This window comes from Clostridium sp. OS1-26 (assembly GCF_030915445.1).
In the GTDB taxonomy this organism is placed as follows: domain Bacteria; phylum Bacillota; class Clostridia; order Clostridiales; family Clostridiaceae; genus Clostridium_AM.
This window is the reverse complement of sequence record NZ_CP133264.1, coordinates 316,369-342,690: the sequence shown is the minus strand read 5'-3', so window position 1 is coordinate 342,690 and position 26,322 is coordinate 316,369. Positions and strand designations below refer to the sequence as shown.

23 protein-coding genes are annotated in these 26,322 nt (G+C 28.1%); all 23 read left to right on the top strand.

What is annotated here, in order from left to right; genetic code table 11:
* Window position 1 precedes the first annotated feature (1 nt).
* The 23 genes from flgL (at window position 2) to RCG18_RS01640 (ending at window position 26,319) form a co-directional block, all read left to right on the top strand.
* Window positions 2–1,342, top strand: a complete 1,341-nt coding sequence (gene flgL, locus RCG18_RS01750; RefSeq protein WP_308039724.1) for a flagellar hook-associated protein FlgL — start codon at window positions 2–4, stop codon at window positions 1,340–1,342.
* A gap of 84 nt (window positions 1,343–1,426) precedes the next feature.
* Window positions 1,427–1,852 (top strand): flagellar assembly protein FliW, encoded by a 426-nt coding sequence (gene fliW / locus RCG18_RS01745; RefSeq protein WP_308039723.1) that lies wholly within the window; start codon window positions 1,427–1,429, stop codon window positions 1,850–1,852.
* A 52-nt stretch (window positions 1,853–1,904) separates the two neighbouring features.
* The gene (gene csrA / locus RCG18_RS01740; protein WP_308039722.1) at window positions 1,905–2,114 is read left to right on the top strand and encodes a carbon storage regulator CsrA; all 210 of its coding nucleotides are present in this window, start codon (window positions 1,905–1,907) and stop codon (window positions 2,112–2,114) included.
* Window positions 2,115–2,140: 26 nt separating this feature from the next.
* Window positions 2,141–2,503, top strand: coding sequence for a flagellar protein FlaG (locus RCG18_RS01735; RefSeq protein WP_308039721.1), 363 nt, complete (start codon window positions 2,141–2,143; stop codon window positions 2,501–2,503).
* Between the two features lie 71 nt (window positions 2,504–2,574).
* Window positions 2,575–2,877 (top strand): hypothetical protein, encoded by a 303-nt coding sequence (locus RCG18_RS01730; protein WP_308039720.1) that lies wholly within the window; start codon window positions 2,575–2,577, stop codon window positions 2,875–2,877.
* A gap of 173 nt (window positions 2,878–3,050) precedes the next feature.
* Window positions 3,051–3,437 carry a flagellar export chaperone FliS gene (fliS, locus tag RCG18_RS01725; protein ID WP_308039719.1) on the top strand — a complete coding sequence of 129 codons (387 nt, stop codon included), beginning with the start codon at window positions 3,051–3,053 and terminating at the stop codon, window positions 3,435–3,437.
* Between the two features lie 84 nt (window positions 3,438–3,521).
* Window positions 3,522–6,074, top strand: a complete 2,553-nt coding sequence (gene fliD, locus RCG18_RS01720) for a flagellar filament capping protein FliD (protein WP_308039718.1) — start codon at window positions 3,522–3,524, stop codon at window positions 6,072–6,074.
* A gap of 6 nt (window positions 6,075–6,080) precedes the next feature.
* Window positions 6,081–6,425 (top strand): flagellar protein FliT, encoded by a 345-nt coding sequence (locus RCG18_RS01715; protein WP_308039717.1) that lies wholly within the window; start codon window positions 6,081–6,083, stop codon window positions 6,423–6,425.
* A 146-nt stretch (window positions 6,426–6,571) separates the two neighbouring features.
* Entirely contained in the window at window positions 6,572–7,480 is a 909-nt protein-coding gene (hag, locus tag RCG18_RS01710; protein WP_308039716.1) for a flagellin Hag, read from the top strand.
* Between the two features lie 128 nt (window positions 7,481–7,608).
* Window positions 7,609–9,471, top strand: coding sequence for a glycosyltransferase family 2 protein (locus RCG18_RS01705; protein WP_308039715.1), 1,863 nt, complete (start codon window positions 7,609–7,611; stop codon window positions 9,469–9,471).
* The gene (locus tag RCG18_RS01700) at window positions 9,465–11,381 is read left to right on the top strand and encodes a hypothetical protein (RefSeq protein ID WP_308039714.1); all 1,917 of its coding nucleotides are present in this window, start codon (window positions 9,465–9,467) and stop codon (window positions 11,379–11,381) included. Before RCG18_RS01705 ends, RCG18_RS01700 begins: the two co-directional genes overlap by 7 nt.
* A 19-nt stretch (window positions 11,382–11,400) precedes the next feature.
* A complete protein-coding gene (locus RCG18_RS01695) occupies window positions 11,401–14,478 on the top strand; it encodes a glycosyltransferase family 2 protein (RefSeq protein ID WP_308039713.1) in 3,078 nt (1,025 codons plus the stop codon).
* Between the two features lie 44 nt (window positions 14,479–14,522).
* Window positions 14,523–14,936: a hypothetical protein gene (locus tag RCG18_RS01690; protein WP_308039712.1), complete on the top strand. Its 414-nt coding sequence runs from the start codon at window positions 14,523–14,525 to the stop codon at window positions 14,934–14,936.
* Between the two features lie 115 nt (window positions 14,937–15,051).
* Complete coding sequence (locus tag RCG18_RS01685; RefSeq protein ID WP_308039711.1) at window positions 15,052–15,885, top strand: glycosyltransferase; 834 nt, start codon at window positions 15,052–15,054, stop codon at window positions 15,883–15,885.
* A gap of 63 nt (window positions 15,886–15,948) precedes the next feature.
* Window positions 15,949–16,761 carry a DUF1698 domain-containing protein gene (locus RCG18_RS01680; protein WP_308039710.1) on the top strand — a complete coding sequence of 271 codons (813 nt, stop codon included), beginning with the start codon at window positions 15,949–15,951 and terminating at the stop codon, window positions 16,759–16,761.
* Window positions 16,704–17,015 (top strand): hypothetical protein, encoded by a 312-nt coding sequence (locus tag RCG18_RS01675; RefSeq protein ID WP_308039709.1) that lies wholly within the window; start codon window positions 16,704–16,706, stop codon window positions 17,013–17,015. The genes RCG18_RS01680 and RCG18_RS01675 overlap by 58 nt, the downstream gene beginning before the upstream one ends.
* Before the next feature lie 18 nt (window positions 17,016–17,033).
* Window positions 17,034–18,806: a glycosyltransferase family 2 protein gene (locus RCG18_RS01670; protein WP_308039708.1), complete on the top strand. Its 1,773-nt coding sequence runs from the start codon at window positions 17,034–17,036 to the stop codon at window positions 18,804–18,806.
* A 10-nt stretch (window positions 18,807–18,816) separates the two neighbouring features.
* Window positions 18,817–20,781 carry a glycosyltransferase gene (locus tag RCG18_RS01665; protein WP_308039707.1) on the top strand — a complete coding sequence of 655 codons (1,965 nt, stop codon included), beginning with the start codon at window positions 18,817–18,819 and terminating at the stop codon, window positions 20,779–20,781.
* Between the two features lie 36 nt (window positions 20,782–20,817).
* Window positions 20,818–21,861 carry a glycosyltransferase gene (locus RCG18_RS01660; protein WP_308039706.1) on the top strand — a complete coding sequence of 348 codons (1,044 nt, stop codon included), beginning with the start codon at window positions 20,818–20,820 and terminating at the stop codon, window positions 21,859–21,861.
* Between the two features lie 52 nt (window positions 21,862–21,913).
* Entirely contained in the window at window positions 21,914–23,659 is a 1,746-nt protein-coding gene (locus RCG18_RS01655) for a 6-hydroxymethylpterin diphosphokinase MptE-like protein (RefSeq protein ID WP_308039705.1), read from the top strand.
* A gap of 131 nt (window positions 23,660–23,790) precedes the next feature.
* Entirely contained in the window at window positions 23,791–24,171 is a 381-nt protein-coding gene (locus RCG18_RS01650) for a hypothetical protein (RefSeq protein WP_308039704.1), read from the top strand.
* A 79-nt stretch (window positions 24,172–24,250) separates the two neighbouring features.
* A complete protein-coding gene (locus RCG18_RS01645; RefSeq protein WP_308039703.1) occupies window positions 24,251–25,291 on the top strand; it encodes an SDR family NAD(P)-dependent oxidoreductase in 1,041 nt (346 codons plus the stop codon).
* Window positions 25,291–26,319, top strand: a complete 1,029-nt coding sequence (locus tag RCG18_RS01640; RefSeq protein WP_308039702.1) for an ATP-grasp domain-containing protein — start codon at window positions 25,291–25,293, stop codon at window positions 26,317–26,319. Before RCG18_RS01645 ends, RCG18_RS01640 begins: the two co-directional genes overlap by 1 nt.
* Window positions 26,320–26,322 lie beyond the last annotated feature (3 nt).

Sequence of the window (26,322 nt, the reverse complement as noted above, 5' to 3'; positions counted from 1 at the left end):
ATTGCGTGTAACTAACAAGATGCTTTCAAATAACTTTTTAAGTGATATGAATAGAAACTTGCAGAGTTTACAAACTCTTCAGAAACAAATGACATCAGGAAAAAACTTTGCAAAACCTTCTGATGATCCATTTAACGTGGCAAGATCAATGCAGATGCATACAGCAATAGGTGCAAATCAGCAATATAATAAAAATATAACTAATACAATAAATTGGATGGATACTACGGACACAGCACTAGGGCAGTTAGGGAATGTATTTCAGTCAATAAGAGAAAGATTAGTTTCTGCAGGAAATGCAGCTTATGGATCAGAAGAAAGAGCTAAGATAAAAGACGAACTAAACCAAAGAGTAGGACAGATTTCTCAAATATTAAACACAAGCTTTGATGGTGAGTATATATTTGGTGGAATAAGAGCTACTTCAAAACCTGTAGATGCTGTAACAAATTCTAAGGTTGGTTCAGTAACAAAGGTTACTACTGGAGGCGACGCTAGCGTATCAGGAACTTTTTATGGTTCTGGAAAAGTAACCTTTAAGATAGAAGCAGCAGCTGTAGATTCTTCTACTCCACCGAAGGTTACAAAGATAAATGTTTTAAAAAGCACAGACGGAGGGACTACTTATAACCTAGCATCTACACCAAGTGTTAAAAGTGATGGAACATTTGATATAGGAAATGGATTAACTTTCACAATACCACCAGATATGGGAAACAAGGTCAATGCTACGGATCCTACACAGAGAACTACTTATACCTTTGATTGTGAGTCATCAGGCAATACAAAACTTGTATATCTAAAAGCAGACGGAACAGAATTAGATCCTAATAGTACTGACCCAGCTTCACAAGATGCAATTCAATTGGGAGCGATAAAATCAAACAGACAAACAGAAATTTCTCAAGGGGTATTAGTAAAGTATAATATTTCTGCAGAGAGTGTTATAAGCTATACGAAAAAGGATGGAAGTGAAGATGATATAAGAAATCTTCTTCAAAGAATAGTAAATCATCTAGATGGTAAAGATGATACTGGTAATGCAAGTGATCCGAATGCTGTAACAAACCTAACCAATCAGGATTTAAAAGACGTAAGTGATGCAATGGCACAAATATTAAAAGTTCGTTCGGAGGTTGGTGCTATGCAAAATAGAATGGATAGTGCTAAAGATCAAAATGAACAGTCAAATTACGATATGACAGATATACTTTCAAAAACAGAGGATATAGATATAACTGAAAAGACTATGGAATTTGCAGTAATGCAGACGGTATATTTAGCGTCATTACAAACTAGTGCTAAAGTGATTCAACCAACACTTATGGACTATATAAGATAAGCAAATAGAAGGATAGTGGGGAGCCTAATGGTTTATTTCTCATTATCAATTCTCAACTGTCAACTGAAAAAGGGGTTGTTAAGTATGAAATTAAATACAAAGTATCATGGTGTAAGGGAGTATGAAGAAAAAGACATAATAAAATTTGAAAAAGGAATGCCAGGTTTTGAGAAAGCAAAAAAGTTTATTTTGTTTCCAGCAGAAGAAAATGAAGTATTTAGCATACTCCATTCTATAGAAGACGAGGGGTTAGGCATTGTAGTAGTTTCGCCCTTCCTTTTCATTAAAGATTACGAGTTTGATTTAAATGAAGAAAAAATGAGGGAGCTTGAAGTAGAAGGACATGAGGAAGTACTTGTTTTAAATACGGTAACATTAAATTCAAAAATTGAAGATATAACAATAAATTTAAAAGCTCCAATTGTAATTAATATAAACAAGAAATTAGGGGAACAAATAATACTAGATAGCCCTAATTATGCTATTAAACATCCGTTGTTTGGTACATAATTATTTAATAATTATATATTGGAGGCATTAGACCTGCTAAGGAGATGATTAAATGTTAGTAATTAGCAGAAAAAAAGGTGAGTCCTTATTAATCGGAGATAACATAGAGATTACAGTGGTTAAAGTAGACGATGGATCTGTAAAACTTTCAATTAATGCACCTAAAAATGTAACTATCCTTAGAAAAGAATTGTATAAGGAAGTTGTAGAGGAAAATAAAAATGCAGTAGCTTCAGATATCTCGTTGCTTAAAAATATATAAAAATATATTTAAAGGTGGAGTAAAGCATGGAAGTAAAAAATTTAGGTCAAGGAAGACAAATAAATGAAGTGGATTTCCTGCAGCAAAATGAATATGTTAACTTGAATCCTAGTACTAAAAATATTGAAAGTTCAGAAGGAATAGGCGTACAGGATAAAAATATAAGTGAAGAAGAGGTAAAAAAATCAGTAGATAAATTTAATAAACTAATGGAAGATAAGTCTACTTATGTGGAATATGAAGTATACGGAAAATTTAAAGATATAACAATAAGAATAGTAAATAGTAAAACAAAGGAAGTAATAAGGGAAATACCACCTAAAAAAATTATAGACATGATAGACAAATTATGTGAACTAGCGGGAGTATTTGTAGATCAAAAAGCTTAATTTAATTGAAACTTGACAAAGAAGAGTAGCCTCGATTGTCAAGTTTCAATTATTAAAAGGGGGATGATTCTATGGAATTTAGATTAAATAAAATAGACCCTGAAGTACGCCAAAGAGTTAAAGAAACCACAAGTTCTGGTAAGATTCACACTAAGAGTGGTATAGTTACAAATAAGGATAATGAAAATAAAAAAAATAGAAATGGAGAAGATTTTAGTTCCGAGCTTGAAAAACAAAAAGATAAGAGAAAAGAAAAAATTTTTTCTGTAGATGCAGTAAAAGTTGAAGAAGTAGAGGTTTCGGTTTATAAGGAAGAAAAAGAAGGCTTATCTGAGAATGAAGTTAGAGGTTATATGATAGATGTAAAAAAATAACAGAAAGAGAATTAGTATTTATTACTTTGAAGATAAGAAATAAATCTTGATTCTTAATTTAAATTAAATAATGGAAATAAATATACGATAATTAATTTATAGCATTACTAAATTAGAAAAAAGTCATACCAAAGATATCAGTTTAAATTCTTATTAGAAGGAGTGAGTTTTAGATGTATGCACAAAACGCATATAATGCATATAAAACTAATAGTGTAAATTTTGCTTCAAAGGAACAATTATTATTAATGCTTTTAGATGGAGCTGTTAAGTTTTCAAAGATAGCAAGACAAGCCATAGAAGAAAAAGATATACCTAGGGCGCATGAAAACATAGTAAAAACTCAAGATATATTCTATGAACTTATGTTAACTTTAGATACAACGCAGACAGGAGAGTGGGGATCTAAGTTACTTGGGATATATGATTTTATCATAAGAAGACTTAGAGATGCAAATACAAAAAAAGATGTAAAGATAATGGATGAAATTATACCTCTTGCAGAAAGTGTAAGAGATATGTGGAATGAAGCTTATAAGATATCTAAAGAGGCAAAATAAGAAAAAGTATAGATTTGATTTATAAAATATAAAATGCTATTTATAAATAGCTTATGTCCTAGGAGAAAGGAGAGTGTTTAAAAATTGAGTAATATAAATAGAATAACTGGTTTTTCAGGATTTGATGTAGATGGTACTATTCAAAAGCTTATGAAAGCTGAGAATGCCAAGATAGATAAGGTAAAACAGGACAGACAAGTAATACAGTGGAAGCAAGACTTGTATAGAGAGGTGATTGGAAATTTAAATACATTTTCAAGCACTTATTTCGACACTTTAAAAAGCGATACCTATATTTTATCTTCTAACACATTTTCAGCAGCTAGTGTAACTAGTTCAGATACTACCAGTAAGATAAATGCAACAGCTATCTCAACTGCAAGAACAGGTACTTATAACGTAACTGTTAATAATGTTGCAAAAGGAGCAAGTATAACAAGTAAGTCTATAAATGTAGAGCAAGGCGGAACTATTGGATTCCCAATAGTTGTAGACAATACTAATAATACATTTCATGTGAATATAGGGTCAAATTATGATATTACTTTGGATACAGGAAAAGTTTATGGAAACTTATCACAAATGGCTGCAGATTTAAATACTAAAATGAGCAACACTGCAGTAGGCACAGGAAAATTAAGCGATAATGTGGTAGCTGTGATAAGTAGTGATGGTAAAAGCATTCAATTTAATAAAAAGATAACAATAGATGATACAAATAAAGCTGTAACTCTTAATGTGGATGGAAAAGATTATAATATAACTTTAGCCAAAGGAAACTTTACTACTAGTGATATTGCAGGAATGATAAATGGTCAGATATCAGGCTTAAAGTCTGCAGATGGTAGTACGACTTTTCCAACAGGAGTAGCAGCACAGTCTACAGATGGGCAAACTATAAGCTTTATAAATACTTCTGATAAATCAGCTCATGCAGGTACTGTAACCTATACCGCAGGAGGTGCAGCTGTATCAACTACACTGCCTACCATTACTGGAAACGGAGATACAGCAGGGGCGACAGGAAGTAAATTAAACTTTTCATCTAATGGCTTTAGTTATGATAGACAAATAATAACAGGAAAAAATGATACTTTTAGTATAGGTGGAGCTACCATCACTCTTGCTGCAAAGGATTATACAGCTTTAGGGACAAGTGATGCTGACATAACAGCAGACTTAATTTCACAAATAAATACTCAGTTAACAGCAGCAGGCGTTAACACTATATCAGCGAGAACTGCAATAGATGGTAGTAATAAAATTCAGCTAGTTTCAACTACTTCGGCTCAAATAACGTTAAGTGGTAATGCTTCAAACACTTTAGGTTTTATTAACGGTTCTCAGTTAGCCCAATCTCAAAGTGATAGTATTAATAATCTTTTAACTGGACAAGCAGATTTTACAATTAATGGAGTTGAATTTAAGTATGATTTTTCAAAGGCTGCAGGAGATTCATCATTAGCAAGTGGATATATAGGTGCCAGTGGTAGAAGTATATCCAGTATAATGACTGAAATTTCTACTAAGGCTAATGTAAATATTGCTTATAGTGAACTTACAAGAAACTTTACAGTAACTAGTAGAAATACAGGAGTATCTCAAAACTTTACGGCACAAGACAACTCAGGAACATTTATGTCTACCCTTTTTGGATCTGGAACTGTAGATACAAATGCAGCTGCTCCAGCAGGGTTAACCGTGCAAAAAGCTGTTGATGGTTCTTTTACTATAACAGAGCCAGGGGGAGTAGCTACAACTGTTACACAATCTTCAAATAACTTTACTATAGATGGTGTAAATTACAAAATAGATCCTAGTGCTGCTAATAATTCCACGGCAACATTAAATGTAGCGCCAAATACAGATGCTACTCTTAACAAAATAAAGGACTTTATAAGCAAGTATAATGATTTGATAGGGAAGATAAATACAAAGACAGATGAAAAGAGACAGTATAGCTACAAACCTTTAAGTGACGATGAAAAGAAAGCTTTAAAAGATCAGGGACAGGAAGATAAGATAACAGAATTAGAAAATAAAGCGAAGCAAGGTTTGTTAAAAAATGATTTAACACTTAGTAATATGGCTTCACAAATGAGAACAGCTTTTTATGATGCAGTAAAGGATGCAGGAATAAATTTATATGATATAGGATTATCTACATCTGATGATACAACTCAGAGAGGAAAAATTATAATAGATGAAGATAAGTTAAAGCAGGCATTACAAACTGATGGTGATAAAATAGCTAAACTATTTACACAGAAATCTACTTCTAAGCCTTATTATAGCCCAACTATGAGTAATACTGACAGAGCAACAAGGTATTCAGAAGAAGGAATATTTCAAAGAATAAGCGATATTATACAAGATAGTGTAAGAATGTCAAGAGATTCTCAGGGAAATAAGGGAATACTCATAGAAAAGGCAGGAGTTCAAGGAGATATAACAGACACAAGAGGCCTCATACCTAAGCAATTACAGGAGAAAGATGATCTTATTAAGAGTCTTACAGATAAGTTATCTGATAAGGAAGATCAATATTACAAAAAATTTTCAGCTATGGAACAAGCTCTTCAAAAACTAAATTCTCAATCACAGTGGCTGGCACAGCAGCTTGGTGGAGGTCAATAAAAATAGATGAATACTGAATTAGAAGGTCTTTTAAATCAATATAAGGAGTGTACTCTGCAGCTTATAAGTATAGTAGAATCAGAACTGTATGACGATATAGAAGGTTTGATTGAAAAAAGAGAAAATATAATCGATAAGATAAATTCTATAGAGCATACAAAAGAGGAATTCTCAAGAATAGTAAAAGACTTACAGATTTTGATTCTGCAAAAAAGGCTGACAGATTTAATGAATGAAAAGAAAAGCAAAATAAAGAATGAGCTTAATTCAATAGCTAAAAATAAATCAGCAAGGAAAAGTTATAATAAAAAATCTAGTGTAGATTCTTTATTTTTTAACAAAACAATGTGAAATTTTATTTTTAAATAAATTAAAAAATTTTATTTAAAAGTATAAAGGATAAAAAATATAATCCGATATATTTAGTACAAACATTAAAAATAAAAATAAGTAGACAAGGAAGTTTACTTAATTTGAAAATCAGGGAGGAATAAAAAATGATAATTAATCACAACTTAAATGCAATGGATGCACACAGAAACATGATGGCTAACACAACAACAGCTGGAAAGTCAATGGAAAAATTAAGCTCAGGTTTAAGAATAAACAGAGCAGGAGATGACGCTGCTGGACTAGCAATATCAGAAAAAATGAGAGGACAAATCAGAGGTCTTGATCAAGCTTCAAGAAATGCTCAAGATGGTATCTCAATGATACAAACAGCAGAAGGTGGATTAAACGAAACTCATGCAATTCTTCAAAGAATGAGAGAGTTAGCAACACAATCAGCTAATGATACAAACGTATCAATAGACAGACAAGCTATCCAAGGAGAAATGAACCAATTAACATCAGAAATCAACAGAATAGGAAATACAACAGAATTCAATACACAAAAATTATTAAATGGTGCGTCAGCATCAACAACAAGACAAACATTATCAGCAACATTACAAATAGGAGCTAATGAAAGCCAAACATTCAAGATGCAAATTAGTGATATGAGAGCAAGAGCACTTGGAATTTCTACTGTTACTGCTGGTACTGGAACGAATACAGCAACATTAACAGATATATCAGTTACTGGTGCAAATGAATATGCATTAAACGTGGGAAGTACAGCAGCAGCAGGAAGCGCATTAACAACAATAAATACTGCAATAAATTCAGTATCAACAGAAAGAGCAAAACTTGGAGCATACCAAAACAGATTAGAGCACACAATAGCAAATTTAAATACAGCAAGCGAAAACTTAAGTGCATCAGAATCAAGAATAAGAGACGTAGACATGGCAAAAGAAATGATGAACTTCACAAAGACAAACATATTAACACAAGCTGCACAATCAATGTTAGCGCAAGCAAACCAAGCTCCACAACAAGTTCTTCAATTATTAAGAGGTTAATATTTATAGTAATTCATATAAAAGATCAGAAAGAAATTTCTGGTCTTTTATTTTTTAAAGAAACACTAAACTGAGCCGATACTTATAATAGTATCAAGTGAAATTTAAATTTGAGAGTTGGGTGCAGCATGAAACTAAGTATATGTATTATTGCTAAAAATGAAGAAAAGCATATAGAAAGATGTTTAAAAAGTCTATATCAATTAGTAGAAGAAAGTTTAGCTGAAATAGTCTTTGTAGATACAGGCTCTACAGATACTACTGTAGAAATAGCTAGAAAATATACTAATAATATATATTTTTATAATTGGAAAAATGATTTTGCTCAAGCTAGAAACTATAGTATATCTAAAGCAAAAGGAGAGTACCTTTTAATCATAGACGCAGATGAGGAAATAGAAGAAGATTCTTTAGGAAAAATAATTAATTTATTTAATAATAATGAATACAAAAAATTTAATGCTTTTACTTTTAAAGAAAAAAATTTTATAGATAAACAGTTAAAAGATTTTGGAGTATTTACTAGGGCATTTATATTTAAGAATTCACAAGATTTTTTTTATGTAGGAAGTATACATGAACAGCCAAGTATATTAGAACCTCGTAAGGATTTAGATGTAATTGTATTACACTATGGATACATAATGAATGAAGAGGTTAAAGAAAAAAAATATAAGAGAAATTCTGAAATACTAAAAAAAGGGTTAATAAAAAATCCAGAGAATCTTTATTATAGGTATCAATTAAGTGTAACTTATGAAATGCATAACGATTTAAATGAATCAGTAAAAGAAATAGAGATTTTAATGAATTTAATAAAAAATAAGAAGTATAATAAATTGTTTTTACTTTACTATAGCGCGGCAGCTAGAATTTACACAACCGCAGGTATGTATGATAAGGTTATTGAAATTTGCAACAAAGGTTTAGGAAGACAAGAAGATTTTATTGATTTAATATATAGTATGATTTATGCTTTTTACAAAAAAAAATGTTATAAAGAAGCTTTAAAATATGCGGGACAGTATCTTAAATTATTAAGTGATTTTAAAAATCATGAAATATTTAATGATACAAGATTTTTGTTTTATTCTTTAAATTGTAGAGAAACAGCACAAAATATATATCTAGTATGTTCTTACAAGACACAAAAAATATCTTTATTACAGTTTATAGAAAGTTGCAATCTTGAAAATATAGATAAAACATCAACAGAATATATAATAGAAGATTTAATTGCATTTGTAAAAGATTTTAATAATGAAGTAGATGTAAAAGGCTTAAATGCTTTTAAAAAGTCTGTAGATTTTATACTACAGAGAACATTAAATTCAAAGCAGATAAAAAGGCTTTCAAAAGAAGAGTATTTATATATAATAGATAAATATTTAAAATCCATGGATTTACTTACAGAAAGAGATTCAATTCTAAAAGAAGAAGAAAAAGCATTTTTAAAAGAAATGAAAAATGCTTTTATAAATTTAGAAAAAGGAGATTTATTAACTGCCATAAGGTTTATAAAAATAGCAGTAGAAAAAAACAATAATATGGCAAGAGCTATGGAGATTTATATAGAAGAACTGTTAAAGGAAGAAGAGAAAAATAAATGTAAAGATAATAATGAATTTGAGAAAAGTTATAAAGAATTAAAAATTAAAATTCAAGAGCGTATAGAGAAGGGGTTACTAGAAGAAGCACAGTTATTAATTAATGAATGCGAAAAATATAAAATTGATGAAGATATATATTCAATGAAAGCAATAATAATGATTATGAGTAATAAGTATTATGAAGCAGAAGATATTTTAAAAAGTGCTATTTTAAAATATAGTGACTCTTTTGATTTATTATATAATCTAGCTTATGTGTATGAGGTTACTGAAAGAAGAGAGTTAGCTTTAAATTATTATAGAAAAAGCTTAGAACTATGTAAGATTAAAGAAATAAGGGATGGATTAGTGAAGAAACTAGAAAGGGAAAACACATGGTAAAGGAAATAAAAATTTTAGAACAAGATATATGCAAAAATCCTAAGGACATTGAAAGTATGGCAAAGCTAGGATGGAAATATTTATTTGAAAAAGAAGATTTAGAAAAAGCATTATATTGGTATAAAAGAATAGTTGCCATAGTTCCGGATTACCCTTATGCAAATTACTATATAGCAGAATGTTATTCAAACCTTGGTAATGTAAGTATGGCAAGAAAATATTTTGAAAAGGCTATGGAATTAAAGGAGTATAGTACCTCAGCTTTTAATAATTATGCACATTTGTTAAGTAAGACCGGGGAAAATGAAAAGGCTATTTATTATTTTGAGAAAGCTATTGAAAGTTCAGAAAATAAAGTTAATATTTACGGTAATTTATTATTAACTTTAAATTATGATTTCTTTTTAAGTGATAGTGAGTTGTTTTTTAAACATTTGGATTTTGGAAAAATTATAGGAGAAAGAAAAATAAAGTTTAAGTTAAAACAAAAAAGTTTAGAATTAAATAAAAAATTAAAAATAGGATATGTATCATCAGATTTTAGACAACATTCAGTTATGTATTTTATAGCTGCGCCTATGGTAGCACATAGTAAAAGTGATTTTAAAATCTACTGCTATTCTGATGTGATAATGAAAGATGGTATAACAAAATCATTAAAATCCTTTGCAGATGAATGGAGAGATATATCCGAAATGAAAGATGAAGATGTGGAACAGCTTATATTGAAGGATGATATTGACATATTAGTAGATTTAAATGGACATGCAGGTAGAAATAGATTAAGCGTATTTGCAAAGAGGATAGCCCCTATACAAATAACCTGGATAGGATATCCTAATACTACAGGATTAAAAAATATGGACTTTAGGATAACAGATAACTATGCAGACCCTCAGGGTATCACAGATAAATACTATAGTGAAAAATTAGTAAGGATGTCAAAAAGTTTTCTATGTTATTCAGCAGCAGAATGTCCAGAAATAAAAGAAGAAATGCCTTGCATTAGAAACAATAAGATTACTTTTGGATGTTTTAATAATATGGCTAAAATAACAGAAGACACTATAAAACTATGGTGTGATATATTAAAACAAGTAGATAAATCTGTATTAGTAGTTAAAAATACTGCTTTTTTAGATGAAGAAATTATAAATAGTACTAAAGAGAGATTCTATAAATATGGAATAAAGGAAGAACAGTTAGAATTTATAGAAAGAGATATAAGTGTAAAGGACCATATGAATAGATATAATGATGTAGATATAGCATTAGATACGTATCCTTATAATGGAACAACTACTACCTGTGAGGCAATGTATATGGGAGTACCTGTTATAACATTAGCTGGAGAAAGGCATGCTTCAAGAGTAGGAGTTAGCTTACTTACTAATGTAGGATTAGATGAACTTATAGCTTATAGCGAAGAGGAATATATTCAAAAAGCTGTAGATTTAGCTGGAAATATAGAAAAACTAAAGAAAATAAAATTAAATCTTAGAACTAATATGAAAAGCTCTCCTTTAATGGAGGGGGATAAGTTTACAAAGGAATTAGAGAAAGTTTATAAAAATTTATGGATAGATTATTGTAATAGTGAGAAGAAAAAAGAAATAAAAGCTGATATAGTTAAAATTATAGAGCAAGGTAATTTGCAACAGGCTAAAATATTATTAAATGAATATGAAAAAATAGCAAAAGAAGATATAGAGATTTATTCTATAAAATCAGTTATAGCTATTATAGAAGGAAACATAGCTTTAGCAGAGAAAGTTCTGCAAGAAGGAATTAATCTAGATAAAGAATATTATGATTTATTATATAATATGGCTTATGTTCAAGAGTTAAAAGGAAATGAAGTTCTAGCTGAGTATTACAAAGATAAGGCTAATACGACAAAGAATAGATAAAGATATTCTGGAGGAGAAAATGAAAAACTTAAGTATAGTTATAAAAGAAGATTCAAAAGAAAATATATATAGATATATTGAAATGTTAAAGCCTCTTCTAGAGGATGGAGATACTCAACTAATATTAATAAATAATATAAAAAACGAATTTAAAATAGATTATGATTATATTATATATGAGTTTGAAGAAGATTATGAAAAATTTCATAAGTTTTGCAATGCTTCAAGTTTTAATGATAATTTAATGATTATAGAAGATAGAATGGTTTTAACTGAAGTCTTAGTAAAAACAATAAAGGAATTTTTATTAAAATATCAAGATGTAAATATAAAAGCAAATTTCAAAAAATATTATGATAAAAATAATTATTATATCAAAGAAGAAGCTCTTATTTATAATAATAAAAGTTTGAGAGAAGAAAAAGTAAATATTGAAATTGATAATCTCACATATTTAAGCAACTTAGGTATTAATCTTAAACATAACATATCTAGATTTATACAAGATGAAAAGTTTGAAGAACTTTATTTATGGTATAAAAGTTATATCATAAAAGAGGAAGATATTAAGTTTAAATTTTATAATTACATAGAGAAATGTAAAATGAAATTAAATCATAATATTAGAGAATCAATAGAGAGATATTTTATTGTTGAAGGATTAGATTTTAAATACTGTGAGTATTTAAAAACAATGAAAATGCTTCAAGAAAATAAACTATCAAAAGACAATTTAATAAATGTAATACAAAAAAGTAAATTTAATGAGAGAGATGTTTATTTTAGTTATATCATATTTGAATGCTTTAAAAGAAAAAAATTAATAAATGAGATATTTAGTATAGTGGAGAAAGATGTTGTTGAAGCGTATATAAAAAATTTATTTGATGAATATAAGAATTTTAATTCAAATATATATGAATTTTTGACTTCAATAGATGTAGAGGAAGAGTTAAAGATTACACAAAATGAGAATGTACTAATATACATAAATTTAATAGAAATGTACTATGAAAATACATCTGCTTCTTTTATGGATAAAGATAAAAAAGAAAAATTAATAAGATTACTAATTCATTACTCAAACTATGGAACATATGCATTAAAAAATAACTTAAGTATAGATGCAGATAGAAAGAAATTATTAATAAGACTAGAAGATGTAAAAAAATTAATAGACTCAAATAAAATTCAATCTGCTACTAATATTTTAATGGAACTAGGAGAAATTTATGAGGTGATTACGCTTCCAGCTAGATATTATGCACAGAAACTTATATATGAGAATAAATTGAACTCACATATGTTTAGTATAACTATGATAGTTAAAAATGAAGAAAAAAATTTAGAAAGATGTTTGAAAAGCATAGTTCCTTTATTAAAAAATGAGCTAGCAGAGCTTATAATTGTAGATACTGGTTCTACAGATAAAACTGTGGATATAGCAAAAAGATATACTAACAGAGTATATTTCCATCAGTGGCAGGGGGATTTTTCAGAAGCTAGAAACTGGAGTATATCATTAGCTACGGGAGAGTACATATTCATTATAGATGCTGATAACGAATTTGAAGAATTAGAAATAGATAAATGTATTAAATTTTTTAGCTCTGAAGCTTATAAAAATTTTAATAGTTTCTCATTTAAAGTAAAGAATTACGAAGATGAAAATAATATTAAATTTAGTATAATAGCTCAGCATTATATTTTTAAAAATGATGGAACTTTTTATTATTCTGGTACAGTACATAATCAACCTAACTTTAAAGAACCAGTTGGGAATTTAGATATAATCCTGTCTCATTACGGTTATATCATGAATAGCAAGGAAGTTAGAGAGAAGAAATTTAATAGAACGAGCTACATATTGAAAAAAGAATTAGAAAAAGATCCATTAAATCTTTATTATAGATATCAATTAGCAAAAAGTTATTCTATATATGGAAATCATAAAGAAAGTTTAAATCAAACAAAACTATTTATGAAAATATTAGATAATAAACCATTAAATTATGATTATGTTATGTATTATACTGCAGCTGCAGTAGTATATTTTTGCAATAGATTATATGACGAAACAATAAAAATATGTGATGATATTTTAAGTATAATTCCAGACTTTATGGATGCATTTTATTTTAAAGCTCAATCAATGTTTTTGAAAACAAATTACCGAGAAGCTATAAAGGATTACAAGTCTTATTTAAATTCACTTAATAATATACAAAAAAATCCTATAATAAATGATACTAGATTAGAATTCTATAGCCTTGATTCAAGTGAGATAGCAGAAAAAGATATAATGGCTGCTTATTTAAAGCTTGAGAATTATTCTGAATTTATAGAGTATATATTGGATAAAGATAAGCGTAAGGTAGTGACATATCAATTTGGAATGATTAATAGTTATATACAGCTTAATAAATTTAAAGAACTAGCTATTTTTTATAAAACGTATATAGATTCCGCTTCAGAAAATGATAAGTTAAACTTTAGTTATTATATTAAAAATGAAATAGAAAGCTTAGATGATAATAAATTAAAAATGCTTTTAGATGAATTTAATAAATTAAAAATAAAAGACGAATATTTTAATTTATTAAAAGAAGCTATAGAGAAAAAGGAGAAGAATTCATTAAAAGATATAATTAGATTTTTGGCAAAGCACGATATGGAAAGTTCAAATATGATAATACTTGAAAAAGCCATATATGAGTTTATTATTATTTTAATTAATAATAAGGATGCAGGCCTGACATTAAATGAAATAATAGAGATGAGAAAAACAATAAAAAATGTTTTGGTACAAGTTCTTAATAAAAAATCCATTAATGGTTTAAATAAAGAGCAAATATTAAAAATCATATATAAATATATGGATTATAGTTTTTTTATATATGAAAATAGTAAGCAAAGCTTAAATGAAAAAGAGATATTATTTTTAGAAAATATACTTTTGGCTTTTAAACATATGCAGGAAAAAGAGTTACTTTCAGCTGTAAGGGCAATTAAAAATGCTGTTTCAGAAGATGAAGATATGGCAAATGCGATGGCAATATACCTTGAAACTATTATACCAGGATATAATGTTAATTAATTTGTATACATAAAATTAAAGTATATTTAGGTGGATGGTGTGAAATGGATAATAATATGGAACATATGAAAAAACAAATAAAATCACAAATAGATGGTTTAATAAATGAGGGTAAGTTAGATGAGGCATATTCTTTAATTAATGAATATTTTGAGATAGTTAAAGATGATATTGAAGCGTATTCTATGAAGGCTGTTGTTTTTATAATGAAGAATAATCTTTATGAAGCTGAAGAAATACTTAAAGATGGATTTAATATAGATAAGAATAATTTTGATATAAATTATAATTTAGCATATGTAAATGAACGATTGCAAAAGTTTAATGAGGCTACATATTATTATGAAAATGCTCTTAAAACTTGTAGTGATGACAATATGATAAAAGAAATAAATAATATTGTAAATAATATAAAAAAGCATCATAAAGTTACTGATTATAAGGAAAGAAAGAGATAAGCTTTTTGTTAAGCAAGGATTAGATAGTTTTCTTGACGATATTATAAATGGGTTATCACAGGAGTATGAAACTAAAAAGATTATAGTAACAGAATATAATCATATTGATAAGGGAATGGAATGGGCAGATATATGTTGGTTTGAGTGGTGTGATGAACTTATTGGATATGGAAGTAAGTTAGAATTAGCAAAACGGAAGAAAATAATATGTAGGATACATGGATATGAAGTATATACTGATTCTATAAGAAACGTAGAATGGAAAAATGTAAATGAACTTATAATAGTTACTCCTCATATTAGAAGAATATTTGAGGAAAATACAGAAGATATAAATAAAGGTAATTTAAAAATAGATACAGTTTTTTGTGGAGTTAATTTAGATGCATATCCTTTAAATATTAAAGAAAAAGGATTTAATATAGGATACCTGGGATATATTAATTTTAAGAAAAATTTACCGTTAACCATGGATATATTTAAAAAACTTCATGATATAGACAGCAGGTATAAATTGTATCTTGCAGGTGAGATTCAAGATGCAAGAACCTTTAGATATATTAAGTATTTTGTAAATGAGCATGGCTTGCTTGAAAATGTTCAGTTTGATGGGTGGCAAGATTCTAAAAGTAAAGTTAAATGGTTTAAAAAGATAAATTACATGATTATATCAAGTATAGATGAAGGGTTATGTTATGCTGCAGCGGAGGCTATGTGTAGTGGAATAAAGCCTATACTTCATAATTGTGAAGGAATAAAAGACCACTATGATAAAAAATATATTTTTAACACTATAGAAGAGGCTGTTAACATGATAATCTCTAATGAGTATAACTCAATAGAATATAGAAAATTTATAAAAAATAGATATTCATTGCAAAAACAATTAAAAGCAATAAAAGGTTTAATAAATGATATTGAGAAAAATGAATTAGAATCAATGAAGTAAATATATAAAATATATAATTCAAAAAATATAATAAATCAGTAGAAGTTTAGTGAGGTATGAAAAATGAACAATATAAATAATAGTGAAAATATAGTAAAAAAAATTAATGAGGTTCTAAAAGAACTTGAAAATTTAGCAATAAGAATAGAAAAAGGTGAATTAATCAGTACTGTAAGTGATTTTAATAGAATAGTGAATAATATAATGGATATAGAAGAAGCTTGTTTAAATATTAAAAATACAAACGATAATTTAATGAATAAATTATATTCATATATAAATAAAATTCTAGAAAATTTATATGAGGCCTATGAACGATTAGATAGTAAATATATTCTGATGGAAATGAAAAATAGTTTAATAAATGGAATTAGTGATTTAAATAATAAAATAAGTTTAATAGAGAAAATTAATAAGTTTCCATTTTGGTATCATAAAATAGAGCTAACAGAAGGAATTGTAACACCTGGCTGGGCACCTTTAAATAGAGGGATGTATAGAATTCCACAGGACATGACAGGATTAAGAGTTCTAGATGTAGGAGCTTGGGATGGATTTTGGACTTTTGAAGCATTAAAAAGAGGAGCAAAACAAGTTGTGGCAATAGATGATTTTTCAGATTTCCTTGGTAAGCTAGAGAATTCTGATAGGAAAGCTTGGGAAACTTTTGATTTATGCAAAGAAGCATTTGGATACACAGATGAGCAGTGTCAGCGTTATGATATGTCAGTTTATGATATTAGTGAAGAGTTACTTGGAAGATTTGATGTTGTATTCTTTTTTGGTGTTCTATATCATTTAAGACACCCTCTTTGGCTTTGGACAAGGTATCAGCACTCTGTGATGGTGAAATATATGTTGAAACTGCTATACTAGATGATTGTAGCATATTTAATGGCGGATTCGGACATGGATATTCAGGAAATCAAGTAGTAGCAGAATTTTATTCCGGAAACCAATATGGAACTAATGATACTAATTGGTGGGTACCATCATTACAATGTTTAGGCCATATGCTTTTAGCAGCAGGATTTCAAGATATAGAGTTTTGGAAGCTTAAAGATAAACCTGATATTTTAGCAGAATGTAGGGGATTTGCACATGGAGTAAAAAAATCTACTTTGAAATAAAAACTTAAGGTGAATGATATGAATAAAAATAACATTAAAGAATTTATTTATTCAAAAAATTTTGGAGAGCTAATGGAAGCTCTAAATCATAATGAGCTAATTTTAATGGCTGAATATTTAAATGAACTTTTTAATGAAAATGATAGATTATATCTATTTATTTATGATTTTATAATATCTATAGATATACAGAATGAATTAAAAAGACACAATAATAAAAATGTGCTTATATATTTTACTGTGATTAAAGCTTACTTGATATATATGTGTGATAAATCCTATATTCAAGAAAAGAAAGATAAATTAATACAAGTATTTATAGAGTATACTAATTATGCATTTTATATTCTAGATAAATTAAACGGAATAAATAGTGAACTTATTTCTTCACAGGAAAAAATCTCTATGTTAGATGTCGATAAAGCTATATATTACTTAAATATTAATGAAATAAGAAAATCAATTACTTTATTAGAAAAAGCATCAATGAAAGTTGAGTATTTAGCATTACCTGTTAGATATTATATACAAAGAATAATACATGAAAATAATATGTACTATTATAAATTAAGTGTTTGTATGATAGCTAAAAATGAAGAAAAGCATATTGAAAGATGTTTAAAAAGTTTGCAGCCTTTAGTCGAAAGTGGACTGGCAGAAATAATATTAGTAGATACAGGATCAACGGATGATACTATAAATATAGCCGGAAAATATACAGATAAAATTTATTTTCATCCATGGAAAGATGATTTTGCAGAAGCTAGGAATTATAGTATAGCTATGGCAAAGGGTGAGTATTTATTTGTAATAGATGCGGATGAAGAATTGGATAAAGCTTCTGCGGAGGAATTAATAAAGCTTTTTAATAGTAATGAATATAAAAAATATAACTCCTTCTTATTTAAGGAAAAGAATTTTTTAGATAAAGACTTGAAAAGTTTTTCAGTTTTTAATAGAACAATTATATTTAAAAATAAAGAGAGATTTTGTTATTTAGGAAGAATTCACGAACAACCTATAATTGTATTTGATAATAATAGTTTAAATAATACTAAAAATTTTAATACATATATTCTACATTACGGATATATTATGGATGAAAAAGCTGAAAAAATAAAACATAATAGAAACTTATCGTTACTAAAGGAAGAATTGAGAAAAAATCCAGATAGGATTTATTATATATATCAAATAATTGGTACATATAAGGGTCATGGGGATTTAGAGGAAGCTTTAAAGTTTACAGAAGTATTAATAAATAAAATGAAGGATAGTGCTTTTAACAAACAATACTTAACATATTATAATGAAGCAGCTAGTGTGTATATGGCTAAAGGTATGCTTGATAAAGCTATAGAAATTTGTGACTTAGCTCTTAAAAAGCAAAATGATTTTATAGATTTTATATTTATGAAAGGAAAAATATTCTTTATTAAAGAAGAATATAAAAAATCATTACAGTATATAGAAATATATTTAAATTTATTAAAAGAATTTTACAAACACGATATTGCAAATGATCTTGCTTTTATATTTAATTCATTATCTTGCAGTGAAGAAGCTATAAATATGGCATTAGTCTGCTGTTGTGCTAATAGTGAATATAAAAAAATAATTAAATATATTAATTATATTATTGAAAATAAAAATGAGATGCATGCTTCAACTATACAATTAGCAATGAGTGCTATTCAATATGCAAAAAGTTGTGTAGATGTAGATACTCAAATAGTAAGGAAGATGGAATTAGTTTTAAAAAATGCTATTGAAGAATACCAAATAAATTAAGGTGAAAAATATGAATAAAAATAATAACTTAATCGAGGAATATAAAATTAAAGTAAAAGAAAATATATCTAAAATCATAAATAATGGACAACTTTTTCAAGCTAAAGAATTAATAATGGAATATGAGAAAAGCATAAAAAACGATATTGAAATTTATTCCATTAAAGCTGTTGTTGCAGTTATTGAAAGTAGATTAGATGATGCAGAAGAAATTTTAAGAGAAGGTCTAGGTATAGATAGCCAATATTATGATTTATTATATAATATGGCTTATGTTCAACAATTGAAAGGTAATAATGAGTTAGCAAAATATTTTAATAGTGAAGCTGAAGCGGTATTAAATAAAGATAAATTTAATGATAAGGTTTTAATAGAACTTCAACCTAAAAAGTCTAAATATACTAGTGAAGAAGAAAAGAAAAAAAATGCACCTAGAGTATTAATAGGAAGTACTATTAGGCAGAAAACATCAATACTAAGAGAATTTTTACAATCACTATCAGAATTATATATACAAGATTATAATGTGAATTTTATGTTTTTTGATGATAATGAAGATTTGGTATCTTCACAGATGTTAAATAATTTTAAAATTCAAGATTGTGAAACCATAATATTAAGAGGTGAAAAACAAGGAAGATACATTTGTGATGATATTAGCCATCAGTGGAAAGATGAGCTTATCTGGAAAGTAGCTGAATATAAAGACAGAATAATTGATTATGCTAAAGAAAATGATTATGATTATTTATTTTTAGTGGATTCTGATTTAGTACTTCATCCTGAAACATTGGAAAAATTAATTTCTACTAAAAAAGATATAATATCTGAGGTTTTTTGGACCAAATGGAATTCAAGTGATATAGAGAAGCCACAGGTATGGGTTAGTGGCAATTATACTTTGTATTATAAAGCAGAAAATGAAGTTTTAACTGAAGAAGAAATAACAAGTAGAACGAATGCTTTTATTAAATCTATGAGAATTCCTGGTGTTTATGAAGTTGGTGGATTAGGTGCATGTACTCTAATAAGTAAACAAGCTTTAGATAAGGGGGTATGCTATAAAAAGTTAGATAGTGTTAACTACAGAGGAGAAGATAGGCATTTTTGTATTAGAGCATTAAGAATGGGATTAAAGCTATATGTAGAAACAAGTATTCCAGCATATCACATATATAGAGAAGAATATTTAAAGGGTGTTGAAGATTATAAAAATAAATGTAGAAAATCTATTATTTATAGATATGATACTTTTACAAGAACAGCTGTAAAATCAAAAAGTAACACGTTGACTTTATGTATGTTGGTTAAAAATGAAGCAGATAGATATTTAGAAAATGTACTTAAATATGCAGCTCAATATATTGATAGAGCTGTTATATTAGATGATGGCAGCACAGATAATACAGTAGAAGTATGTAAAAGAATACTAAAAGATATACCACTAACTATAGTTTCAAACAAAGTTTCAGGATTTAATAATGAAGTGAATTTAAGAAAACAATTATGGGATATGGCAGTGAAAACTAATCCTGATTGGATACTATGTCTTGATGCCGATGAAATATTTGAAGATAAAGTTAAATATGAAATAACAAATCTTATAAATCAGCCATATTATGATTACTATGATTTTAGATTATATGATTTCTGGGATAAGGAGCATTATAGAGAGGACAAGTATTGGTGTGCACACAAATATTATAGAAGTTTTCTTGTTAGATATCAGCCTAATTTTATATATGTATGGAATGAAACCCCAGTTCACTGTGGAAGACTTCCTTTAAATATATATAATTTACCTGGTGCTATAAGTAATTTAAGAATAAAACATTACGGATGGTGTAACGAAAAGGAGCGTATAGAAAAATATGATAGATATATGAGCCATGACCCAGAAGGAAGATATGGAGTAGTAGAGCAATATGACTCTATTTTAGATGAAATACCAAATCTAGTTGAGTGGAAAGAATAATAAGAGGAGTTCACAAAAAATATGATTAGTCTTTGTATGATAGTTAAAAATGAAGAACAAAACCTAAGAAAATGCCTTGCAAAGGCATCTCTTTTTATAAATGAAATAATTATAGTAGATACAGGTTCTACAGACAAAACTAAAGAAATAGCTAGGGAATTTACAGATAAAATTTATAATTTTAAATGGTGTAATAATTTTTCTAAGGCTAGAAACTATTCAATAGAGAAGGCTTCTAATGAATGGATATTGGTATTAGATGCTGATGAAGTAATTAAAGAATTTGATATTAAAAGTATTTTTGAATTTATAAATAATGATAAAAACTTGAAATGTGTAGGTAGAATAGAAATAGTAAATTTATTAGAAGAAAGAAGTAAGAATAAAAAGCAAATAGAAAGGGTAAGTAGATTATTTAATAAAAATTACTTTCAGTATAAGGGAATTATTCATGAACAGATTACAGCTTTAAACGGAGAAATTCATAATACAGAGTTGGTTAATATTGCTGTAGAACATATTGGATACACAGAAGAAGCATTAAATAATACTAAAAAGTTACAAAGAAACATAGCACTTTTAAAGAAATCAGTAGAGGATAACCCTAAAGATGCATATTATTTATATCAGCTTGGTAAATCTTATTACTTGGATAAGCAGTATGGTAATTCTAGTAATAGTTTTGAAAAAGCATTATCTTATGTAGGAAATTTTAATTATGAGTATGTAGAAGATTTAGTAGAAACTTATGGGTATTCATTGATTAATAATGGGAAATATGCAGAGGCTTTAAAGCTTGAGAAATACAGGGAAGGCTATAAAAAATCAGCAGATTATAACTTTTTAATGGGACTTATTTATATGAATAATGCTAATTTTAACGAAGCTGTAGATAATTTTTTTAAATGTACAAGCTGTACGGATGGAAAGGCAGAAGGAATTACATCATATTTGCCTTGTTACAATATAGGTGTAATATATGAATGTTTAGGTTTAAAAGATGAATCGGTAAAATACTATAAAATGTGTAAAGACTATGAACCTGCGATAGAGAGGTTAAAAATGCATAAGGTATATTAAAATGATTAGCAATAAGTACATATAGAACTAAATTACAGTTTGGGGAAAAACTATGGATGGTAAATATTACCTTGAAAATTCAATGGATGATAGAAATATAATTAGAGCTGTGAGTGAAGATAAAAAAGTATATATAGGAAGTAAATATTCAGTAGAAAGAGATATAAGCAAATTTATAAGTGATTTAGGAAGCATAAATGGAAATGCTTTGATTTTAGTATTTGGATTGGGTACTGGTGAACATATAAGAGAATTGCTAAAAAGTATAACAGATAGCAATAAAATTATAATAATAGAGCCAAGTTTAGAAATAGCTAATTTATTTTCTAATGTAGAAAATTTAAAATATATACTTGAGGATAGAAGAGTAAAAATATTTATCTACGATGAAAAAAATATAGACAAGGATTTAAATAGTAGTATAGAAAGTTATGAAATAGATACTATCAAATTTATAAGTTTTGCGAATTATGTATCTTTATTTGAAGATGAATTTAAGAATTTAAATACCTCTTTAAGAAAAATTACTCAAAATAAAAGAATAGGTAGAGATACCATGGCTTTCTTTTCACAGACATTCTTTCAAAATTTTATAAAAAACATGAAACAATCCGCTGGATGCAGCGTTATAAATTCTTACAAGGATTTATTTAAAGGAAGACCTGCAATTATTGTTTCAGCAGGACCTTCCTTAGAAAAAAATATACACTTATTAAAGGATGTGCAGGATAAATTTATTATAATATGTGGAGCTAGAACTCTAAAAGCATTGAAAAATGCAGATATTATTCCGGATTTTGTATGCGCGATAGATCCTCAAGAAGTTACTTATACTATAATGAAACATAATCTTGAAAGTACAGTACCTTTAGTATTTATGGATTCTGTAAACTATAAAATTGTTCAAGAATATAAGGGTAATAAAATACTATTCTCTAATGAAGGAATGGAAGGTTATGTAGAGAGTATAACAGGTAGAGAGGTAGATTCACTGCTTCAAGGGGGTTCTGTAGCTCATATATGCATGGGTTTAGCCGTTTATTTAGGATGTAATCCTATTATATTTATTGGTCAAGATTTAGCTTATACAGGAGATAAGTTTCATGCAGAAAGCGCTAAGGCTATGGAAAACCCAGGAGATGTAGCTGTAACCTATTTAGAACAACATAAGGATCTTTGGCTTAGCACTGAGAAGGAGATGTACGTAAAGGATATAAATGGAGAATTGGTACGTACAAGTGTGCTGTTAAACTCTTATAGAGAAGAGTTTGAAGAGCTTATAGAAAAATGCAGTGGCATAACCTTCATAAACAGCACAGAAGGTGGAGCTCATATGAAGGGAACGGGAGTAGTTTCTCTTAAGACTTCTATAGAAAAATATGCTGTAGAAAAAATAAATAAAAATATAAGCTTTAAAGATACCATAAAGCATGAGACTGTAGAGCATAATTTAAGTATAATGAAAGATAACTTAATGAATATAAAGGCAGCTTGTGAAAAGGGGATAAAATATACAGAAAAAATGTATATGTATTATATAGGACAAAAAGGAATAAATATAAATAAGGTATTTAGTGAATTAGATGAGATAGACTTGATAATAAATGATATTGAAAAAATAGGAGTCATAGCGTATTTGTTAGCACCTTATATAGATAAAGTTTTAAATAATGAAAAATATGCCGAAAAGCTAAATGAGTCTGAACTAGATGCTGGCAAAAGAACGGCAGAAAAAAGTAAAGCATTATATGAAGAAATATCAAAGGCTGTAGGAGAGGCACTACAATATATGGATTAAACTTTATATATTAAGAAATTTAGATTTATTAATATAGTTTATTATTTGAATTACTATCATTAATATAAGTTTTTTATAAAAACCTACGATAATTATATAAAGAGAACTTATGCATTTTAGGAGGAATAAAAATGAACGAAGAATCTGTAAGAGCAATCGAAGAATTTAAAACTCTTCAAAGAGATACGATGCCAACAGCTTCAGAATATGTAGTGAAGCTTAAAAATGGTGTAGACATGGCAATTAATAAGTTCCAAGCTGGAGAAAATGAAGAAGGGGTTAATTTATCTTCATATATAGAGGAAGGTCTAGAGTGGCTTATGGAAGTAGCCAGGCTTACTAAAGATGTTCAGTATGAGGAAATGGATGAAGTGCTCATGTCAAAAAAATTAGATATGCTTGTAGATGCCTATGAAAATAAAGACTATACCTTAATGAGTGATGTTTTAGAATTTGAGATAAAGCCTTTGTTAGAATCATGGAAGAAGGTTATAAATGCTGTTAAGTGTTAGGATAAAGGCCTCGTACATTTTATGATGTGTGAGGTTTTTTAATTTTAATATAAAATATTTTCAATAAAGGAGTAAAAAAATGACCTATTACACAAACAAAAGAATTTTAATAATAGGCGGTACTGGTACCATAGGTCAAGGTCTTGTAAAAGAACTTATAAAACATAAACCAAAGGTTATAAGAATACTCAGTAGAGATGAATATAAACAGTTTTTAATGCAAAATAAGTACGGAAGCGGTGGTATGTTTAGGTTTTTTATTGGAGATGTAAGAGATTATGACAGAGTAGAAAGAGCTATGAACGACATAGATATAGTGTTTAATCTTGCGGCTATGAAGCATGTTCCAGCCTGTGAATACAACCCATCAGAAGCTATAAAAACTAACGTCAATGGAATGGAAAATGTTATAAAGGCAGCGGTATATAATAATGTTAAATGTGTTATATTTACCAGTTCAGATAAGGCTATAAATCCCACCAATTCCTATGGAGCTACAAAGCTTTTAGCAGAAAAGCTAGTTCAGGCAGCAAATTATAGTAAAGGACCTGTAGAAACTAAATTTGTAGCTGTAAGATTTGGTAATGTAATTGGTTCTAGAGGATCAGTTATACCTTTATTTAAAAAGCAAATAATAGAAGAAAAAAGAGTAACAGTTACAGATGAGACTATGAGTAGATTTATGATGACTTTAGATCAGGCTGTAAAGCTTACTATGAAGGCTGCAGAGATATGCTATGGTGGGGAACTGTTCATATTAAAAATGCCTGTAGTTAAGTTAAAGTATTTGACAGAGGTAATTATAGAAGAAGTTTGCAAGGAATATAATATAAGTACTGAAACTATAAAAATAGAAAATATAGGCTTAAGACCAGGGGAGAGAATGTACGAGGAGCTTATGACGGAAGAAGAATCGGAATATGCCTATGATTTGGGGAATATGTATGCTGTGATGCCAACAACCTTTAATAGAAGTGAATACGAAAAATTTTATAAATCATTTAACCACTCGATTAAAAAAGGTTATACTTCTCATAGTATAGAACCTTTAACAAAGAATGAAACCAGAGATCTTATATTACAGGGATTAAATGTAGATAGTGAAAGGGGCACGGTATAGTGAAGCTACTTATTACATCCATAGGTAAAAGAGTACAGCTTATAAAATATTTAAAGAGAAACTGTACTATAGTAGGAGTTGATTCAGGTGATAACGCTCCTGCAGCTAATTTTGTGAATAAATTTTATAAAATACCTAGATTTACTGATGAGAGGTATGTAGATACCATTTTAAGTATATGCAAAGAAGAAGCCATAGATTTACTAATTCCACTTCATGAATACGAATTTGATATATTATGCAAAAGTAGAAGTAAATTTAAAAGTGTAGAAACCACTCTATTGTTAAGCAATAAAAAAATAATTGATGTATGCCAGAATAAATTAAATACGTATAACTTTTTCATGGAAAATGATATAGGCTCCCCTGAGTCTTATTCTAAGGAAACAATCATAAACATTTTAAAAGCTGCAAACTTAAAACATGAAGAGAATGAAAATATAATTAAAGATTTTTTAGAAAGAGAGTTTAACTTGGTATTTCCATTGATAGTTAAACCTATTAATGGAATGGGAAGCTCAGGGGTATTTAAGGTTAATAGTGTGAAAGAACTAGAGTTTTTTATAGATTATGTAAAAAGACCTATAATACAAGAATACATAGAAGGGCCAGAATATACTATAGATGTTCTTTGTGATTTAACGGGAAAACCTATATCTATAGTACCTAGGGAAAGGTTAGAGATACGCTCGGGAGAAGTTTCTAAAACTAGAACTGTATTACATAAAGAAATAATAAAAGAAACCTATAGAGTTATTGAATGCTTAATGAAATTGGTTGATGCTTCAGAGGAAGCGGCTGTCATGGGGCCATATACGATACAGTGCAAAGTTACAGAAGACAATAGAATAAAATTCATAGAAATAAACCCCCGCTTTGGAGGGGGAGTACCGCTTACCTTTGAGGCAGAAGTAGACTATGGAAAATACTTCAATATGATGATAAAGGGAGAAAATATAGAACCTATAATTGGACAATTTGAAGAAATGACTATGCTAAGGTATGATGATGCAGTATTTATTAGGTAGCAT

Excerpts from the sequence above, each read along its gene's own strand:
- fliW (WP_308039723.1), top strand. The coding sequence starts at position 1,427 with ATGAAATTAAATACAAAGTATCATGGTGTAAGGGAGTATGAAGAAAAA.
- csrA (WP_308039722.1), top strand. The coding sequence starts at position 1,905 with ATGTTAGTAATTAGCAGAAAAAAAGGTGAGTCCTTATTAATCGGAGAT.
- RCG18_RS01735 (WP_308039721.1), top strand. The coding sequence starts at position 2,141 with ATGGAAGTAAAAAATTTAGGTCAAGGAAGACAAATAAATGAAGTGGAT.
- RCG18_RS01730 (WP_308039720.1), top strand. The coding sequence starts at position 2,575 with ATGGAATTTAGATTAAATAAAATAGACCCTGAAGTACGCCAAAGAGTT.
- fliS (WP_308039719.1), top strand. The coding sequence starts at position 3,051 with ATGTATGCACAAAACGCATATAATGCATATAAAACTAATAGTGTAAAT.
- RCG18_RS01715 (WP_308039717.1), top strand. The coding sequence starts at position 6,081 with ATGAATACTGAATTAGAAGGTCTTTTAAATCAATATAAGGAGTGTACT.
- hag (WP_308039716.1), top strand. The coding sequence starts at position 6,572 with ATGATAATTAATCACAACTTAAATGCAATGGATGCACACAGAAACATG.
- RCG18_RS01705 (WP_308039715.1), top strand. The coding sequence starts at position 7,609 with ATGAAACTAAGTATATGTATTATTGCTAAAAATGAAGAAAAGCATATA.
- RCG18_RS01700 (WP_308039714.1), top strand. The coding sequence starts at position 9,465 with ATGGTAAAGGAAATAAAAATTTTAGAACAAGATATATGCAAAAATCCT.
- RCG18_RS01695 (WP_308039713.1), top strand. The coding sequence starts at position 11,401 with ATGAAAAACTTAAGTATAGTTATAAAAGAAGATTCAAAAGAAAATATA.
- RCG18_RS01690 (WP_308039712.1), top strand. The coding sequence starts at position 14,523 with ATGGATAATAATATGGAACATATGAAAAAACAAATAAAATCACAAATA.
- RCG18_RS01685 (WP_308039711.1), top strand. The coding sequence starts at position 15,052 with ATGGAATGGGCAGATATATGTTGGTTTGAGTGGTGTGATGAACTTATT.
- RCG18_RS01680 (WP_308039710.1), top strand. The coding sequence starts at position 15,949 with ATGAACAATATAAATAATAGTGAAAATATAGTAAAAAAAATTAATGAG.
- RCG18_RS01670 (WP_308039708.1), top strand. The coding sequence starts at position 17,034 with ATGAATAAAAATAACATTAAAGAATTTATTTATTCAAAAAATTTTGGA.
- RCG18_RS01665 (WP_308039707.1), top strand. The coding sequence starts at position 18,817 with ATGAATAAAAATAATAACTTAATCGAGGAATATAAAATTAAAGTAAAA.
- RCG18_RS01660 (WP_308039706.1), top strand. The coding sequence starts at position 20,818 with ATGATAGTTAAAAATGAAGAACAAAACCTAAGAAAATGCCTTGCAAAG.
- RCG18_RS01655 (WP_308039705.1), top strand. The coding sequence starts at position 21,914 with ATGGATGGTAAATATTACCTTGAAAATTCAATGGATGATAGAAATATA.
- RCG18_RS01650 (WP_308039704.1), top strand. The coding sequence starts at position 23,791 with ATGAACGAAGAATCTGTAAGAGCAATCGAAGAATTTAAAACTCTTCAA.
- RCG18_RS01645 (WP_308039703.1), top strand. The coding sequence starts at position 24,251 with ATGACCTATTACACAAACAAAAGAATTTTAATAATAGGCGGTACTGGT.